Here is a 15872-nt window from a genome sequence, read left to right on the forward strand (position 1 = left end):
TATCGAAGGAAGCCAGGCTGCAACCGATTTCATCTCACACCTGCTAGGTCCAGTCCCGCCTATCGCGGTCAACTTAACTCTATTTTTAGGAATTATCGCAAGCTTCACGAGGAAGTGTCGTCGTAGCTACATCGCAAAGCCGCGTCGTTTTTTCTCCGCCAGTCAGTAATGACACCGACTTGTTGGAGACTCCGCTCCAGCCCGCCATACGATCTTGAGTTGGGTTGACGCGTATCTTCACCTCTCGACCCGGGACACGGACTTAATGAATGCGATCTCCCAAAAGTTAAACTGAAAGCAACTATTTTTGGGGATATCAATTGAGATCCCTTTTAGAACGAAAACTGCATACCTAGACTAGCGTGCGAAAAATCGACCAGTTGTCTATCACCTGGGAGCGAAGCGTCTCGGTCGAGGGCCCAACTGTGGGCGAGGTGTAAGTAAGTAGCTACTGATTCGGAAATGGCGTACTCAGTGCCCATTCTGAATGCGAGGTGATTGGCCCCGTCATGTCCATCGGATACGTATCCTTGGTTCACTCCTAAAATTCCGGAGGTGTGAAAGATCAGCTTATCCGATACGAAAAATGCTCTGTTCAAAGCGAATTCCCAAAACGATCCTTCCGCATCGAATTAATAGTAAGCATCCCCCGTGAATTCAATTCTGTTCGGCAAACCAGCCCAACTAAAACCTGCCCCGACTTCCTTGTCATCGAGTCCATTGAAAGGGGTTCGCAAATGGGTGAATGCAGCGTAGAATTCTACGTCGCCAATGCTTTGCGACGCTGCGAAACTTAATTGAAGCTCATCGTAGTCCTGATCGGGTGATCGTCCATACCAGACTCCGCTCGTTAAATTTTTCCAGGCAAGCTCTAGGCTGCTCACCCAAAGCGAATCCCCATCCAACGCATCGCGACCCTCCAAGAAGTATCGGCTCGCCCATCCCCCGTGAAAGTGACCGCTGATCCCTCCTTCTGACTCTGATTGAGCGACCGGGGCACTCGCTTCGGGCTCGTGAGCAAATACCGTCTGAATGACGCAAATAGTAGTGAGCAAAATGAACCGCCTGCTGCTCATTGTTTCGGGAAAATTTTGTCGAAATTGTGCACCATTAAACATCAACCGTGCCGCAAAAGTCTGAATCGCACAGGAAAACTCAAACCCATAATCTTGCATTCCTTCGAAAACTCTCTGGATCGTCTTCCTTTAGCTATTCTAATTCGCTCCCTACAGATTTGTGGCATACGCGAGGAAATTAAACCCAAATGGAGTAAAGACGGGTCCTACGCCCTACCTGTCTAAACGTTTTACCTCGACGTAGTAGGCTCCTCGTACGTTCTTCGTTTGCTCGTCCGTCAACCAAGTTTGAAGAATCGTTGGCCCCTCCTTTAAATCCAATTTAAACTTTGTGTAAGTCTCCTCCGGCTCTATATTGATAGATTCTGATGTATCTCCAACTTTAATACGAGCTTCGATAGCACCCATTGGTTTTTCCATATCTCTGGGGTAGCGGGAAATTCGAAATTCGTATCGGCCTTCTGCGTGAGTATCCAAGGCCCAGAAACCGTTCACGAAAAGAGAGTCGTCTTCGACGAGCGACATTTTCCAGATGACACCTCCGTCGGTGTGATGCCAATCGCGGGTGGTAAACCTGGTCGGATTTTCCTCTGGTGCCCCAATAATGAAAGGCGTAAATCTCCCCCCATGATCCGCAACATCTTCGAAGTGTTTCTTGTAGGCAGCCGAAAGCGACTCTATCACTTTAGGGTTTTGTCGGGCTAGGTCGGCCTTCTGGCTAGGGTCGTCAAGAATGTCATAGAGCTCTCCGTTTACTAGGCGCCAACGCTCCGTCAGGACCACCCTACCAGGATATTTCTGTTCCGGTTCGACGCTGGGATTCCACATTTCGAGCTGATCCGCTTGCCGATCGACAAACAATTTCCGCTCTCTCCAATTACTTGATTTCCCGTGTAAAAGCGACTCAATGCTTCGCCCATCGAAAGCAACATCGCTAGGTTTTTCCAAGCCACACAGATCTATTAAAGTGGGGAGCCAATCGAGGTGGGCAGTCAATTCCTCTACGGTCCCTCCAGAATCAAGCGTGCCCGGCCATCGGGCGAAACAAGCCACGCGGTGCCCTCCTTCATAGGTAGATCCTTTTTTGCCTCTCATGCCCGCATTGTATCCCTCCATCGTTCGAGAGTCGACTCCCCCTCCTGTGCCATTGTCCCCCATAAAGATTACCACCGTGTTTTCATCGATACCCCACTGGTTCAGGGATTGTAGCAAACGTCCCAGGTTTTCGTCGAAATTCTGAACCATTCCAAAGAATTTCGAACGTGGATCAGATAAACCTTTCGCAAGGAACGGATCGGAGTAACTTGGATCGACAGTGAGTGGTCCATGCATTGCGTTTAGCGGCAAATAGACGAAAAAGGGTTGTTCGAAACCAGTCGCCTCACCTTTACGAATAAAGCGCAGTGTTTCGTCGAAGAACACATCCGTGCAATAACCGCGAAACTTCTCAGGTACGCCGTTACGATAGTAGGTGTCGCTAAAGTAGTCATTCCCCACTGGGTTTCCAATTTCATCGACTCCTCCGGCAAGGTGGTGCACCGTGTCATGGAAACCTCGGTACCGAGGCGCATACGGATAAGGATCGCCGAGATGCCATTTCCCAAACATTCCCGTTCGGTAGCCAGATGCCGCAAATACGTCCGCCATCGTCGCCTCCTTCGCATTGAGTAACTGCCTGCCTTCGGTTACTGCCCAAGCACCTACGCGAACGCTGTATTTACCCGTCATCAGGGCAGCTCGGGTCGGCGTGCAATAAGGATCGACATGGTAGTCGTCCAAACTAATTCCCTCATCATGAAGCCTATCGATATTTGGCGTATTCAAATAGGGGTTTCCGTGACAAGACATGTCACCGTACCCCTGGTCATCGGTCACGATGAGAATGACATTGGGTTGAGACGCGAAGGAGCCAGTGAAACCTAAAACAACGGCAAGAAGGATTTTAAGAAAGGAAAACATAATCTGCGTTAATGGTGATTAACAGTGACCTCGTGAACGAACTCAAGTCCCGTGATGTGCATGGCGCTGACTTAACTTTAACTTGGGAGCTAAATGCCTATTCCACGACGAGTAATCGTCGTAGCTACGACGTAAGGCGGAGTATTGCTTCCTTAACCAGTAATATCACCCCCACTGATCAGGGTTTCAACAGATTCTTAAGAAAAGCTCAACTAGGCAATCAACTCCCTTATGAGCTGACCTCCGAATTGCGACATCTGCTTATAGCGGCCTCCGTGCAGATAAGTCAACTTGTTGTCATCGAGTCCGAGTAAGTGCAAGAGTGTTACGTGAAGGTCACGTATTGGATGAACCACATCCACCGCGCTCTTACCCAATTCGTCGGTTGCCCCAACGATTGTCCCCTTCTTCACCCCGCCTCCAGCGAGCATCATGGTCATCGCCTCCGCATTGTGGTCGCGCCCCAGTGAATAGACTCCTCCTCGCTTATTGTTGTCGGGGGTTCTTCCGAACTCACCCGTCCAAATGACGAGCGTTTCATCAAGCATACCGCGTTGCTTCAAATCCTTAATCAACGCCGCCATCCCACGATCCACACTTCGGATACGAGAGGAATGACCCTCTTCTAGGTAATCGTGACTATCCCATCCACCAGTAAAGATTTGCACAAAACGCGTACCCTCTTCAACCAATCGACGCGCCATCAAACATTGGCGACCGAATACAGCTGTTTCCTTGTCATTCATGCCGTACATCTCTCGAATGTACTCGGGCTCGCTTTTCAAATCGATCACGTCAGGCACTTCGGTCTGCATACGATAAGCCAACTCGTAGCTTTCCATGCGGGCTGCAAGATCCTTGTGCTCAGGATGCCTATCGGCATGACGTTGATTCAGAAAGGCTAATTCGTCCAAGGCTCTGCGCTGGTGATCCCGCGTCTTGTTTGGCTGAGACTTCAGGTCCAAGATGGGAGATCCTTCGGGCCGTAGTCGTGTACCTTGATAATGTGCCGGAAGAAATCCATTGGACCAATTGCCTGCACCACCCTGAGGCATTGCCAACTCTGTCATGACAACGTAACCTGGCAAATTCTGATTCATGGAACCGAGTCCGTAGGTCGTCCACGCGCCCAGAGCGGGATCGCTTCCTAAGCGACTCCCTGTATTCATGTGGTAGAGCGCTTCCGGATGATTCACTGACTCCGCTTGACATCCGCGATAGTTGCAAAACTCATCGGCCACTTCAGGGTCCGCTATGTATTGCCATTGGTCACACATATCGAGACCAGACTGACCCACTTTTCGAGATCCAAATGGGCTGCCCACGAAAAATTTGAACGGGTCACCCTCTTTCGCCAAAGTAGATTCCTGCTTGTGCAGCCTCTGGAGTTCCGGCTTTGGATCAAACGTATCCATGTGTCCCGGAGCTCCTTCCATGAATAACATAATCACCGACTTCGCCTTAGCGGGGAGCATGGGCTCTTTCGGCCAGAGGGGACCTTGCTCTGTGGCTGATGCCTTCAACAAGGAAGAAGGATAATCCTTGGCCAACATGCTTGTCATGGCAAGCGATCCGAGCGATGCAGTGAGACCGCAAAGAAAGTCACGACGGGTGGTCGGCGTAGACAAAGGACGAGAACAGATGGGTGATTTCATGATATTAAATTTCTCTGAGATATCTTTTCCCTAGAATTTGTAAGAACGCACACGAACCTATTGGAGAGCTGATTTTGATGGGAATGATGTTATTTGTAAGGACCGTCTTAGTACACGTGGACAAACTCGTTGGTGTTAAAGAGGACAAGGCAAAGGTCGGCTATAGCACGGGTACCCGCATCTACATCGGTTGCTTTTTTATCGGGTACATAGTTTTCGAAAGCGGGGAGTATTTCTTCATATTCGAAAGGCTTTCCGGAAAACTCCTCTACCAGTGAACGGGTGATCTTGGTCGGATAGGTTACCGGAACGGGCTCATGTTCCTTGTGGTAGTCTCTCATATTCTCCACGTAGTCCAGCATGCGCATTTGCTCCTGCTTTGTTGGGCTTCTAGAGAGTGCTAACTCAAAGGCCCTTCTCACTCGCTTGGAAAAACTTTTCTCTTCCCGAATCAGTCGATCCGCGAAAGCGATTGACCGATCTGTAACCACGTCGCTGTTTAATAGGGTGAAGGCTTGCGGCGATACCGAGGCATCATCACGAATTTCACACGAATCATTTGGATTGGGCTGATTAAATATTTCCAGGAAGGGATCGGCCTGCCCCCGTACTCGATAAGCGTAAACGCTCCGACGATTTCTTTGCTCCGGTTCAGGGAACGGCTGATGAGCCGGAGCGATGGAAAATTGGATCATTCGCGGTTGCAGCGCGACCTCCATATTGATTTCAGGCATTACCGGAAGACCTCCCACCTCGGTATTCAACTCCCCCGTAATTTTCAGCATCCCATCCCGAATCTCTTCCGCAGTTAGGCGGCGGGGAGGATAGGATGCTAGCAGGTCGTTGCTAGGGTCGTCCGTTTCTAGCTCTCCCCGTGCTGGGTGGATAGTTGATTGTTTGTATGTGTCCGACAGCATGATGAGCTTATGCATCCGCTTGATTTTCCAGCCCCCATCAACGAATTCAGCGGCCAGCCAATCAATGAGATCAGGATGCGTTGGTTTTTCGCCCTTCGTTCCAAAGTTGTTTGGGTTTGCTGCTAATGGCTTCCCGAAGTGATGCTGCCAAATGCGATTCACGAAGGAACGGCTAGTTAGTGGGTTGCGTGCATCGGCAATCCATCGAGCAACTGCTAGACGCCTGCCATCAAGATCCTCCGGAATGACATAGGGATCATCGCTTGCGGGGTCCACAGGAACACCGAGAGCACTCAGAACTCCGGGTGAGACTCTTTCTCCGGGAGCTTTCAAGGACCCCCCTATCAAAATAAAGCTCTCGGTCGTTTCCTTCTCGTCGATCTTGTCGGTGACGCGGAGCTTGCGCGCATTAACTGACTTAGGTAAGTGACTATTAAATACGCTTTGAACCATGGGCTGATAACGCTCTTTGCGTCGCTCCCAAATCCAGTCGTCTTGTTCACGAACCTTCAGCCGACCTTCATCGATGTAGTCTAATCCGATATCGCGGGGAGGTTTAACATCGTCATCAAGTCCTTTCCTTGAAGCATGATCGACATACTCCAGACCTCTTTCCGTAAACCAGGCCTTGGCGGCCGCTTCACGTTTTTCATGCAGAGCCTCTTTTTTCTCAGCCGCAAACGCGTGCAACTTCTCAACCATTGCCTTTCCCTCTTCGAAGCCGTTGAGGTTTTCTTTTGGATGGAAAGCAGCGGGTCTTTCTGCAAGTTGGGTAGCTGAAAAGGCTGAATACAATCTATAGTAGTCCTTGGTGGGCAGAGGGTCAAACTTGTGGTCATGGCACTTAAGGCAACGCATGGTGGTTGAAAGAAAAGTCTGGCCCACCGAGTTAACGATATCGTCAATGTAGATTTGACGGGCCTCAGGCTTCGCGACCATAGCCGAATCCCAAGGTCCCATTCGCAGGAAGCTTGAGGCCACCATCCATTCGGTTTCCTGAGGGGTGTAAGCCCCGGTCCCATGAATTTTACTTATGGCTTCTTCGTCGCCATCTAGGCGGTCCTCGACCGAATTCGCGACCAATTCGTCCCCCGCCACTTGCTCGATGACGAATTCATTGTATGGCTTGTCTTCGTTAAATGAACGGATCACGTAGTCACGATACCGCCACGCATTAGAGCGCTCATAGTCGTTGGACATTCCTCCCGTATCGGAATAACGAGCCACATCAAGCCAATGCTGGCCCCAACGCTCCCCATAGTGATCGCTCTCCAATAAACGGTCTACGAGCTCGGTCCATGCATGGTCCGGGTTTTGCTTGAATGCTCTCTTAAAATCTACGACTTCTTCCGGACTTGGCGGAAGGCCGGTTACATCAAAAGACGCTCGACGTATCAAAGTTATGGGGTCCGCCTGAGGCGCGGGTTCATATCCTGCTTCTTGCAGCTTCGCTACGACAAACGAATCGATCGGGTTTCCCGTTCTCGTCGGTACTTCAGGTACCGCGGGTTTACGAATCGGCATAAAAGCCCACATGTCCTCAGGCCTGTACCGGCGGTATGTCCACTCGTCCGCCAAACCGCCAGAATGTTCAATCAGAATCCCTTCCTCATTTTCTTTGACGTTACGTTCCGCTAATCGAATTTCGTTTTGCCGCTCCTCATCCGGCCAGGGCGCGCCCGCATTGATCCATTTTTCTAGATCCGCTATTTGTACTTCAGAAAGCCGATCATTCTCCTTTGGCGGCATTTCGAAATCCGGATCCTTCCAACGGACCGCTTCCATTACGAAGCTATATTCCGCATCACCGGGAATTAGCACGTCGTCGAAAAACTCTCCACCTTTGAGAAAATCCTCCAACGTCGTCAGCTTGAATCCTCCCTTCACTTCCTTGCCCAGTCCACCGTGGCAACTGAAACACTTTTCGGAGAGCATGGGTTTCACCTTCAAGGTAAACAGACGCTCCATTTCCAATTCGTCATCGACTGCAGACACTGTGGATAAACTGGCCGTAGCAGACGCTACCAAAAGTACCAGTGAAGCTTTGAAATATTGGTATAGGGCCTTCCCTTCCGAAATGCCGAAGCAATCAAATCTAATATTACGACGCGCCATAGCACCAGCCCTACTTTGGACATTTCCAATTTCCTTTTTGGAATACATTTCTAATTAAGGTCTTCCTTTTTCGTAAAGTTCTGCGATTTCGCTGGTGGACAATGAGCCGCTAAAAATAGCAAATTCATCGATCGCTCCGTTCAAATTACGGAGAGCGAAATTAGGATCACCCCTCGTGGGCTCGTTCCAATTTCCAATAGATGCCGCTCCAATTCGAACCGTATCCACGATGTACTCGTCTGAAATTCGATCCTGACTGATCGCTTCTCCATTGACGAAGTGAGTCGTGGTCTGCTCATCTACGTTGTAAACAGTCGCAATTTGTAACCACTTTCCACTTTGAGAAGGATCCCACATCGGAGGGGAATAAGCGATGTGCTTGTCTTTTCCAGATCTTGGTACAGCATCTCTCCGTTTTACGGAAAAGAAGAGCCTTCCATCGCTCATGATCTGCCAATGCGGTTCGTTCAGCTCATGGCCATCCGTCAGAAAAAGGGAATTGTACATTCGATCCAAACTGTCGATACGAGCCCAGCAATAAAAGGTTACCGATCGATGCTCTCCAGGAATCGACACACGAACACGACTCCCTGCGGGACTGAAGTTTAAAGCACTCCCCGACTGGCCCCAACGATCCGCATCGTGGCGAGCGCTCACCACCGTGCCATTCAAACCAGATTGGGACGAGTCCAACAACTGACGTCCCCACTCATTCGACTGGTTCATGGGGTAGTAGGCGATCATTCGTGGGTCATTGCCCAACACCGCCGCGCTGTCTGACCATGCCTGGCGGCGCTGCAGTCTTTGACTGACAAATCTCCGCTCGAAGTCGGCTAGCCCAGGAAACTGGCTAGGTTCGAATGCCACTGACTCTGGATTCCCGGTTGTAGTCCAACGGAGAGACTGTCCATCGGACAGGTGCTGCTTCTGCTTGGCATTGGGATGCCACTCGATTTCCCCATCGAGGACATGCATATCCGCATGCTCAGGGGTGACGTTCAAAGCAAATTCCGTTCCCAGATCAACAACATCGCCAGAGTTGGTCAACACTCGGAATCCATGAGCAGCGGTAGGAACCAGCGCCCGTATTTTTCCGTGCAATACAGACATCTCCATGGGGGAGTTTATTTCAAACTCCGCTTTTCCCTCTATAATAATCGTGACGCCACTGAAAAGTTCGAGTCGGGCAAGACCGGATTCCATTTGCAAGGGGCCTTGCGGGACCAAGTCTCCTCTATCTAGGTTCGGCTGGTTTACCCAAACGGCTTCCGAGTGTTCCGCTAAAACAGCGTAGCCCGTTGCGATGGGCTCTGCTGCAACTTTGTCTTTTGTTCTGTCTTCGAGGCTATTTTTTAATCCATAGGCACCTAGAAATACAACTACGAGAACTGCAGCGATAGCCGCCAAAATGCTGAACTTTCCCGACCAAATGGATACGGTTTTATCACTTTCTTCCTCAGGTAAAAGACTAGATTCCAATCTGAGCGAGTCGGTCAATTTCAGTCTGGAGTAGTAAGCTTGGCGAGCTTCCGAGCTCACCCGCAACTCCGCTTCCAATTTGAAAAAATCCGCTTCTGAGATGGATCCCTCGATGAGATCGTCGATTAGTGGATCGCGTTCGTTCAAGGTCATGCTTGAGCCTCCTTTGCCAAAGCGATGCGTTTCTCGACGCACAAAAGTAAGCGATTGCGAATACGATGTAGCGTTACCTTCAACCCGCCAATACTGCGGCCCATTCTAGCCGCGTATTGCTTCAGCGGCGTCTTCTTGAAGTACCGATGATGGATCAGGTCGCGATCAGCTGGCTTGAGCTTTTGGAGACAAGCCTGCAAGGCAATATGATGCTCGGACAAATCGTCAAGGTGGTCGGTCATTTCCTCCGCTATGATTTCCTCTAGCTCTCCGCAGAAAACCAGGCGAGCGTTCTTGGCTTGCTTGAACCGGTATTTGCGAACCTGGAAGCGAGCAATGCTGAAAGCCCACGCCTTGAAGTTGGTTCCGATCTCAAAATCGCTCCGTTTCTCCCAGATAATCGTGTTCGTTTCCTGAGCGACATCATCGCAATGCGGATCCCCCGGCATCAAAGATTCCACATACAATCGCAGTGCTGACTGGTTTTGAGTTAGCAGGGAAACGATTGCGGCATTCTGTTTTTGAGCGTCCATCGGGCTATCTGGAGGCTAATCCATCTTTTCCCCAAAAGGTTAACACAAATCGGGGAAATTGCTAAAGATTTATCAAGTTTATTGATGCCCGAAACTCCAAATGTTCATTGAACTGGCCAATTCTTTCCCACTTTCTTACGCAAACTTTCAATGACTTCTGAGTGGTCCTTCGAGAGGGCTAAGGTGCTTAATACCTTGGGATCTAAGCGTTGGTCGTAGAGTTCGATGCCTATATCACCCTGCTCGCCCCATTCCACGTAGCACCAGCGATCCGTACGGATGCTGTATCCGGGGACGTCCACGAAAAAGGTCTAGATGTACGCAGGTCTATTTTTTAGATTTCGCCCATTACCCTACCATTCGTCCTTTTGACGGAGTAGAGTTAAAAATCCGTAGTCGACCCATCTCGAACGAATCTACTTCGTTATCACATCCCAGTATCGGGTGCGCTTGGAGCTACCTTTGGGACCGGTCACTTTTAGCGTGATCATTTTACGCACCCCAGGTCCAAACTCATGAATTGGGTTTCGTTCATTTGAAGTAGTGCCATCACCAAAGTCCCACTTCCAGGAGGTGATCTTTCCGATCGATTCGTCGTGGAACGAAACCATTCCCGCATCAACATCGAGAATCTTGAATGTCCATTCCGCTTTCAAGTCTGGCTGCAAAGTCGCTTCAATGGGAGCGAGCCGAAACGGGATTAGGTAAGTCGCATCCTTAACCATTTGCACGTTGTGGGCCAGATTGTAGTGCCCATCACGCTTGTCTCCGTCGAAATCGAGAATCGACCAAGAGAGTCCGATTTCCACGCCCTCTTCCAATTCGGTTTCCACTGCGTCCTCCGGCCGGTCAAAGGGCGCGTAGTCGAAGGGTGTGATCCAGCATTCTAAGATCAGCTTCCCGCTCTCTCCATGCTTAAGGTCATGGGAAAAAGCATGATTCGAATACGGAAACTCACCTATCCAAGGTTGAGCGCCCCAGACCAGGACCCAGGCGTTGTTCACCGGGGGGGTGTAAATATGATAGTTCTGGGCGTGCACCCCAGCGAAGCGTATGTGATTCTCCAGGAATTCCGGGCTCATTTGATCTTTGTTGTCCGGCGGCAAGATTTTCGGATTGAGAATGAAGGGACCTCCAGAACGATCCCCGTCGACCGCGATCTCAAAAATGTCATTCAGGTACCCTCTCGGATTAGTCCGCTCGAAATCCCAAAAATCGTCGTGAGCTTCGTATAAAAAGTAGAGGCGATTCATTCCTTTGACCCAACCAACGGTTACTTTTACATCTAAGTCTTTGCGGTCTATTTCAACGCCATGCCCATCTTCTGTATCGTTAAGAAATTCTGTACCGTAGGTGTAGTCATCCGGCACGATTTCCCAATCGCTCGTGTCACCATCGAGGCGCGGCATCGCATCTCGCGGAAACTGGAAAATCTTAAAATCGACGTTTGGGTGCGGATTTTGGAAATCGGCTAGCGCTCCTCGAGCGAATACCCCCATTGTAACAAAGGTCAGTACCAAGACTTCAGGAAAAGGCTTCAATTGTATCATTACAGTACTTTGTTGGGTTCGGGTGTTCCTGACAACCGGGAATTCTGAAAGGTAAAGCTGGTGATCCCTAGTAGGCCTTCATCTCTTCAATCGATAACTCCGAGTCATGCTGTTTCGAAATAAAAACCCTAGCATAATTTCTAGAATTTCCGTTGAATCCCAGTCCCCAGCTTTTAACTTTCTTCTTATGCTTCGAAATACAATTACCTCGTTCGCTGTCTCGGTCCTCGCATTAGGTCTCTTTTCTCAGTCGGGCTGCTCCCAGCCGCTCGTTTCACCTGATAATGGAGGACTCCAGTTGCCCGAGGGTTTCCAGGCTTTAGTCGTGGCCGACAATGTAGGACGGACGCGGAGACTGGCGGTACGGGACAACGGCGATATTTACGCAGCACTGATGGACCCCATTGATCTCGGCTATGTCGTGGCGATGCGAGATACGAGCGGTGATGGGGTCATGGACGTCGTCAAGTACTTCGGGGAACTGGATAGCCAATGCAAGTCATTGGAAATATATAAGGGCTATCTATATGTTGGGTCCACTACTCAAATAGTGAGGTTCCCGCTCGATTCCAAGCAACTCCTACCAACCGGGCCATACGAGACCGTCGTATCCGGTTTTCCCACACCCAAGAATCATCGCAGCAAAAATATTACGTTCGACGACTCGGGTAACCTCTATGTGTCAGCCGGGTCTCCCGGCAACTCCTGCCAGGAGGTTGACCGGACCTTGCACTCCCCCGGAAAATTTCCGTGCGACGAACTCGAACGATATGCGGGAGTATGGATGTTCGATGCGGAAACACTGGGGCAGACCCAACTCGAGGACGGATTCAAGTTCGCAACTGGCATTCGCAACAATGTCGCCTTTCAATGGGATCCCCTGAAAAAGGAGCTCTACGGCGTCAATAACGGTCGCGACAACCTGTTGCAAAATTGGCCCGAGCTGTACAACGAGCAAGAAAGTGCGGAGCTTCCTTCTGAAGAATTTCATCACATCCAGGAAGGTTCCAATTTCGGCTGGCCCTACACCTACTACGACCACGAACAGAATACGCGCATCATTAACCCAGAGTATGGTGGCGATAAGCTAAAGCGTCCCGAAGAAGGTCTTTATGATGATCCCGTCCTGACTTTTCCTGGCCATTGGGCACCGGTAGGGCTTCAGTTCTACAATGCCACCCAGTTTCCACAAAAGTACCAGGGCGGTGCTTTTGTATCCTTCCACGGTTCCTGGAATAGGGCCCCCCTTCCACAGCAAGGTTACAATATTGCCTTCGTCCCATTTGATGGAGTTTTGCCCGAGGGAGGCTACGAGATATTTGCGGACGGCTTCAAGGGTACCGATGTACTGCATGTTCCGAATCAAGCCACGTACCGGCCTACTGGCCTGACAGTGGGCCCGGACGGTTCCCTTTACGTATCGGAAGACAAAGTGGGCCGTATTTGGAAAATTATGTACACGGCCGAAAAAGGCGTTTTCTCAAAGGCGGATACAGCCAAGGAAATTCAGATCGTGCAAGAAGTTACCCGCACGAGTAATCCCATTCGAAGAGCTGATCCAAAGGGTGAAGCGCTCTACAACCAGTATTGCCTGGCTTGCCATCAGGCAGACGGAAGCGGAGTGCCCAATATGCAGCCTTCGCTAATCGGTTCCGAAAGGCTTTCTAGTTCGGATGATGCCTTTCTGATTAAGTTGATGCTCGAGGGTAGCGAATGGATACAGGATAGGGAATATAGCAACCTCATGGCCAGTTTCTCTTTTTTAACGGACGAAGAAATTGCGCTGACCCTAAATTTTGCTCGGGCCCGATTCGCCAACGCCAGCTCGAATATCCAGGCTAGCGATATCGCCGAGATGCGATAGTCAATCCCCAAGTCTGGCGCTTGAGCTCGTCCTTCTGGGTTCAATTCGATTCTCTCCCAGCAATTTACATTAAATGTAAAATTAATGCATATAAAAGCTCGACATACACTGTTCGTATGTTTGCTTCCCATACATCCATTAACCGTCTTTCTTCTCCCACACTCCCCCGTCACTAAATTGTTCACTCGATTCAGTGTACGACAATATGACTAAGCAGAAAGACATAGATTAACTTAAAAGAGAGGTTATTCCTTAAAATGAGCGAAATACATCGATCAAGACTACTATGGGCCGGCTTTATGGCGATTCTCGCTGCTGGAGTTGGCTTTGCCATCCGTGGCGGAATATTTGACAATTGGGCTGGTGAATACGGTTTCACGGGCGTGCAGCTAGGCGCGATCGGTGGAGCGGGCTTTTCTGGCTTCTGCTTCGGCATCATCATCGGAGGCGTAATTGTTGATAAGATTGGCTATGGCAAACTGGTCCTCTTGGCCCTCGCCTGCCACGTGCTTTCCGCGTTTGTGACCTTTGCAGCCGGTGGGGATTCTGCCTATGCCTTCCTATTTTGGGGCATGTTCATCTTCGCCTATGCGAACGGTACGCTCGAGGCGGTTGCGAATCCTCTTATCTCAACGCTGTACCCTGAAAGCAGGACACATTACCTCAATATCTTACACGCTTCCTGGCCTGCGGGCATGATTATCGGAGCTGTAATCGGATGGGTGCTCGACGATAAATTCGGAGTGCCTTGGAAGTACCAACTCGCTATCTACCTGGTTCCCACCGTCATTTACGGAATTATGTTCCTCGGCCAGAAATATCCGAAATCGGAAGCATCCGAAAAAGGACTGGGGCTGGGCGACATGATGAAGGACGTCGGAATCTTGGGCGGGCTCGTGATTTGCTATTTGCTTTCTCTTTTCCTCTCCACCTTGGGAGTATCGTTTCTATCGCCTACGGTTAGCTACATTGTCGCTTTTATCCTTTTGGTTGCTATCGGCTACATTACCAAGTTTTCAATGGGATCGATTCTCCTTTTCATTCTATTCGTCGCCCACGCTCTCGTAGGTGCAGTAGAGCTAGGAACGGACGGATGGGTGCAAAACATAACCGGAAACATACTTACTTCTGAACAAGGCAAAATTCTCTTCGTTTGGACCTCAACGATCATGTTTGCCCTTCGCTTCAGTGCAGAGTTCATCGAAACACGTCTGAAACTTTCGCCTATCGGGATTCTGCTCGTATGCTCGGTTCTCGCTTTCATAGGACTGAACATGGCAGCTGGAATGACCAGCTTCCTTGGTGCGATGCTTGCATTAGGCATCTACGCAGTTGGAAAAACCTTCTTCTGGCCCACCATGCTTGCCGTTGCGGGTGACCGCTATCCGCATACCGGAGCAGTCGCTATGAGCATCATGGGTGGAATCGGAATGCTCTCGGCAGGTCTACTCGGATCTCCAGGTCTTGGTTTCGCCAAGGATCACTACTCTGGCAGAGCCTTGGAAGAAGCTAATCCAGCAATCTACCAAGTCGTGAAGGCGGACGCTCCCAGCTCTTTCCTATGGTTGGGCACCACTGGACTAGACGGAACGAAATTGAGTGAAGCTCAAGGTCGCGTGACAGAAGGAAAAGCACTCGAGGGTGACAATGATATCGTTGCAGCGAGTATTGAGGGCGATCGCAAGACACTGAGAGCCGATGCTTACATACCACTTACAATGGCAGTAATCTATTTAGGGATTATGCTCTACTTCAAATCGATCGGCGGCTATCGACGGGTCGCTATCGAAGAAACGTCGTAGATAAGGTCTTAACTACAATTTTGAAGGGTGCTGTCATGAGACAGCGCCCTTTTTTTGTGGGTTGCGAAGGGCAATTAATGCCAGAGCCTGAGGTCTAGGTGGAACACCACCAAAAACAACAATAACCAATGGGGACTGAGCAGTTTCACAACTATAACTAAAGCCAGCAAGCCTGGTCTTCCAACGATCTCCCTGTCCGACCTTTCAATCCAACTAGCGCACGTAGCTCGCTCTTTTTTCTATTGCCGCCTTATACTCACATCAAACTCCTTGGGCACTGCATTCCCATTCAGCTCTTCCACCCAGACATCGAGTATTTCCTCCCCTGCATCCAAGGTCACCTCCACTCCATCTTGAGACGAGGCCAATCGCTCTCGGATGACCTCCCCTTTCCACTGGATTGCCATCACTCCTCCCAATAATCCTCGATCAGCCTTTGAAATCAAAAAGCGGCCTCCTTCTTCGATTCTGGCCGGCCGGCCAACCGCTTCCTGATCCGCTCCGTAGAGACGGTGGCCATCCTGGTAGCGGCACAGAGTGGGTTCACATAAAACCGTTCCATCTACAGAGATTCTTTCGTAAATGAATCCAGATTAGGGGTGTCTATCTGATCTTTACCATGCACTCCCAAATCTCCGAATCCTTGATCATCGGTCATGACAATGATGACGTTGAGGCGGTCTTCTGCTGACGCTATGGCCAAGCTGAAACTAAACGCCGTCGCCACAAAATAAAACAAAAAGATCAAGCTCCGCATGGGTTTCAGTCT

Annotated in this window: 13 protein-coding genes; 2 read left to right on the top strand and 11 right to left on the bottom strand. The window is 50.0% G+C overall.

Going from position 1 to position 15872, the window contains the following annotated elements; genetic code table 11:
• Positions 1 to 332: 332 nt before the first annotated feature.
• The 9 genes from GA004_RS09950 to GA004_RS09990 all read right to left on the bottom strand — a co-directional run bounded on the left by GA004_RS09950 (position 333) and on the right by GA004_RS09990 (position 11437).
• Entirely contained in the window at positions 333 to 539 is a 207-nt protein-coding gene (locus tag GA004_RS09950) for a hypothetical protein (RefSeq protein WP_283393707.1), read from the bottom strand.
• Between the two features lie 93 nt (positions 540 to 632).
• The gene (locus tag GA004_RS09955; protein WP_283393708.1) at positions 633 to 1076 is read right to left on the bottom strand and encodes a hypothetical protein; all 444 of its coding nucleotides are present in this window, start codon (positions 1074 to 1076) and stop codon (positions 633 to 635) included.
• A gap of 213 nt (positions 1077 to 1289) precedes the next feature.
• Positions 1290 to 3035, bottom strand: coding sequence for an arylsulfatase (locus GA004_RS09960; protein ID WP_283393709.1), 1746 nt, complete (start codon positions 3033 to 3035; stop codon positions 1290 to 1292).
• Between the two features lie 212 nt (positions 3036 to 3247).
• Positions 3248 to 4690, bottom strand: a complete 1443-nt coding sequence (locus tag GA004_RS09965; RefSeq protein WP_283393710.1) for a DUF1501 domain-containing protein — start codon at positions 4688 to 4690, stop codon at positions 3248 to 3250.
• 107 nt (positions 4691 to 4797) lie between these two features.
• The gene (locus GA004_RS09970; RefSeq protein WP_283393711.1) at positions 4798 to 7722 is read right to left on the bottom strand and encodes a PSD1 and planctomycete cytochrome C domain-containing protein; all 2925 of its coding nucleotides are present in this window, start codon (positions 7720 to 7722) and stop codon (positions 4798 to 4800) included.
• Positions 7723 to 7776: 54 nt separating this feature from the next.
• Positions 7777 to 9354, bottom strand: a complete 1578-nt coding sequence (locus GA004_RS09975; protein ID WP_283393712.1) for a LamG-like jellyroll fold domain-containing protein — start codon at positions 9352 to 9354, stop codon at positions 7777 to 7779.
• Positions 9351 to 9887 carry a sigma-70 family RNA polymerase sigma factor gene (locus tag GA004_RS09980; RefSeq protein ID WP_283393713.1) on the bottom strand — a complete coding sequence of 179 codons (537 nt, stop codon included), beginning with the start codon at positions 9885 to 9887 and terminating at the stop codon, positions 9351 to 9353. Before GA004_RS09980 ends, GA004_RS09975 begins: the two co-directional genes overlap by 4 nt.
• Positions 9888 to 9991: 104 nt before the next feature.
• Entirely contained in the window at positions 9992 to 10189 is a 198-nt protein-coding gene (locus tag GA004_RS09985) for a hypothetical protein (protein WP_283393714.1), read from the bottom strand.
• 114 nt (positions 10190 to 10303) lie between these two features.
• Positions 10304 to 11437, bottom strand: coding sequence for a PKD domain-containing protein (locus GA004_RS09990; RefSeq protein ID WP_283393715.1), 1134 nt, complete (start codon positions 11435 to 11437; stop codon positions 10304 to 10306).
• Positions 11438 to 11624: 187 nt separating this feature from the next.
• Here GA004_RS09990 and GA004_RS09995 point away from each other — a divergent pair, with 187 nt between their 5' ends.
• Together GA004_RS09995 and GA004_RS10000 are read left to right on the top strand one after the other, a co-directional pair.
• Positions 11625 to 13301: a PQQ-dependent sugar dehydrogenase gene (locus tag GA004_RS09995; protein WP_283393716.1), complete on the top strand. Its 1677-nt coding sequence runs from the start codon at positions 11625 to 11627 to the stop codon at positions 13299 to 13301.
• Positions 13302 to 13558: 257 nt separating this feature from the next.
• Positions 13559 to 15103 (top strand): MFS transporter, encoded by a 1545-nt coding sequence (locus GA004_RS10000; RefSeq protein ID WP_283393717.1) that lies wholly within the window; start codon positions 13559 to 13561, stop codon positions 15101 to 15103.
• Between the two features lie 239 nt (positions 15104 to 15342).
• Here GA004_RS10000 and GA004_RS10005 read toward each other — a convergent pair whose 3' ends face one another.
• Positions 15343 to 15510, bottom strand: a complete 168-nt coding sequence (locus GA004_RS10005; RefSeq protein WP_283393718.1) for a hypothetical protein — start codon at positions 15508 to 15510, stop codon at positions 15343 to 15345.
• A gap of 155 nt (positions 15511 to 15665) precedes the next feature.
• Positions 15666 to 15860 carry a hypothetical protein gene (locus tag GA004_RS10010; RefSeq protein WP_283393719.1) on the bottom strand — a complete coding sequence of 65 codons (195 nt, stop codon included), beginning with the start codon at positions 15858 to 15860 and terminating at the stop codon, positions 15666 to 15668.
• Positions 15861 to 15872 lie beyond the last annotated feature (12 nt).

Source organism: Candidatus Pelagisphaera phototrophica (assembly GCF_014529625.1).
In the GTDB taxonomy this organism is placed as follows: domain Bacteria; phylum Verrucomicrobiota; class Verrucomicrobiia; order Opitutales; family Opitutaceae; genus Pelagisphaera; species Pelagisphaera phototrophica.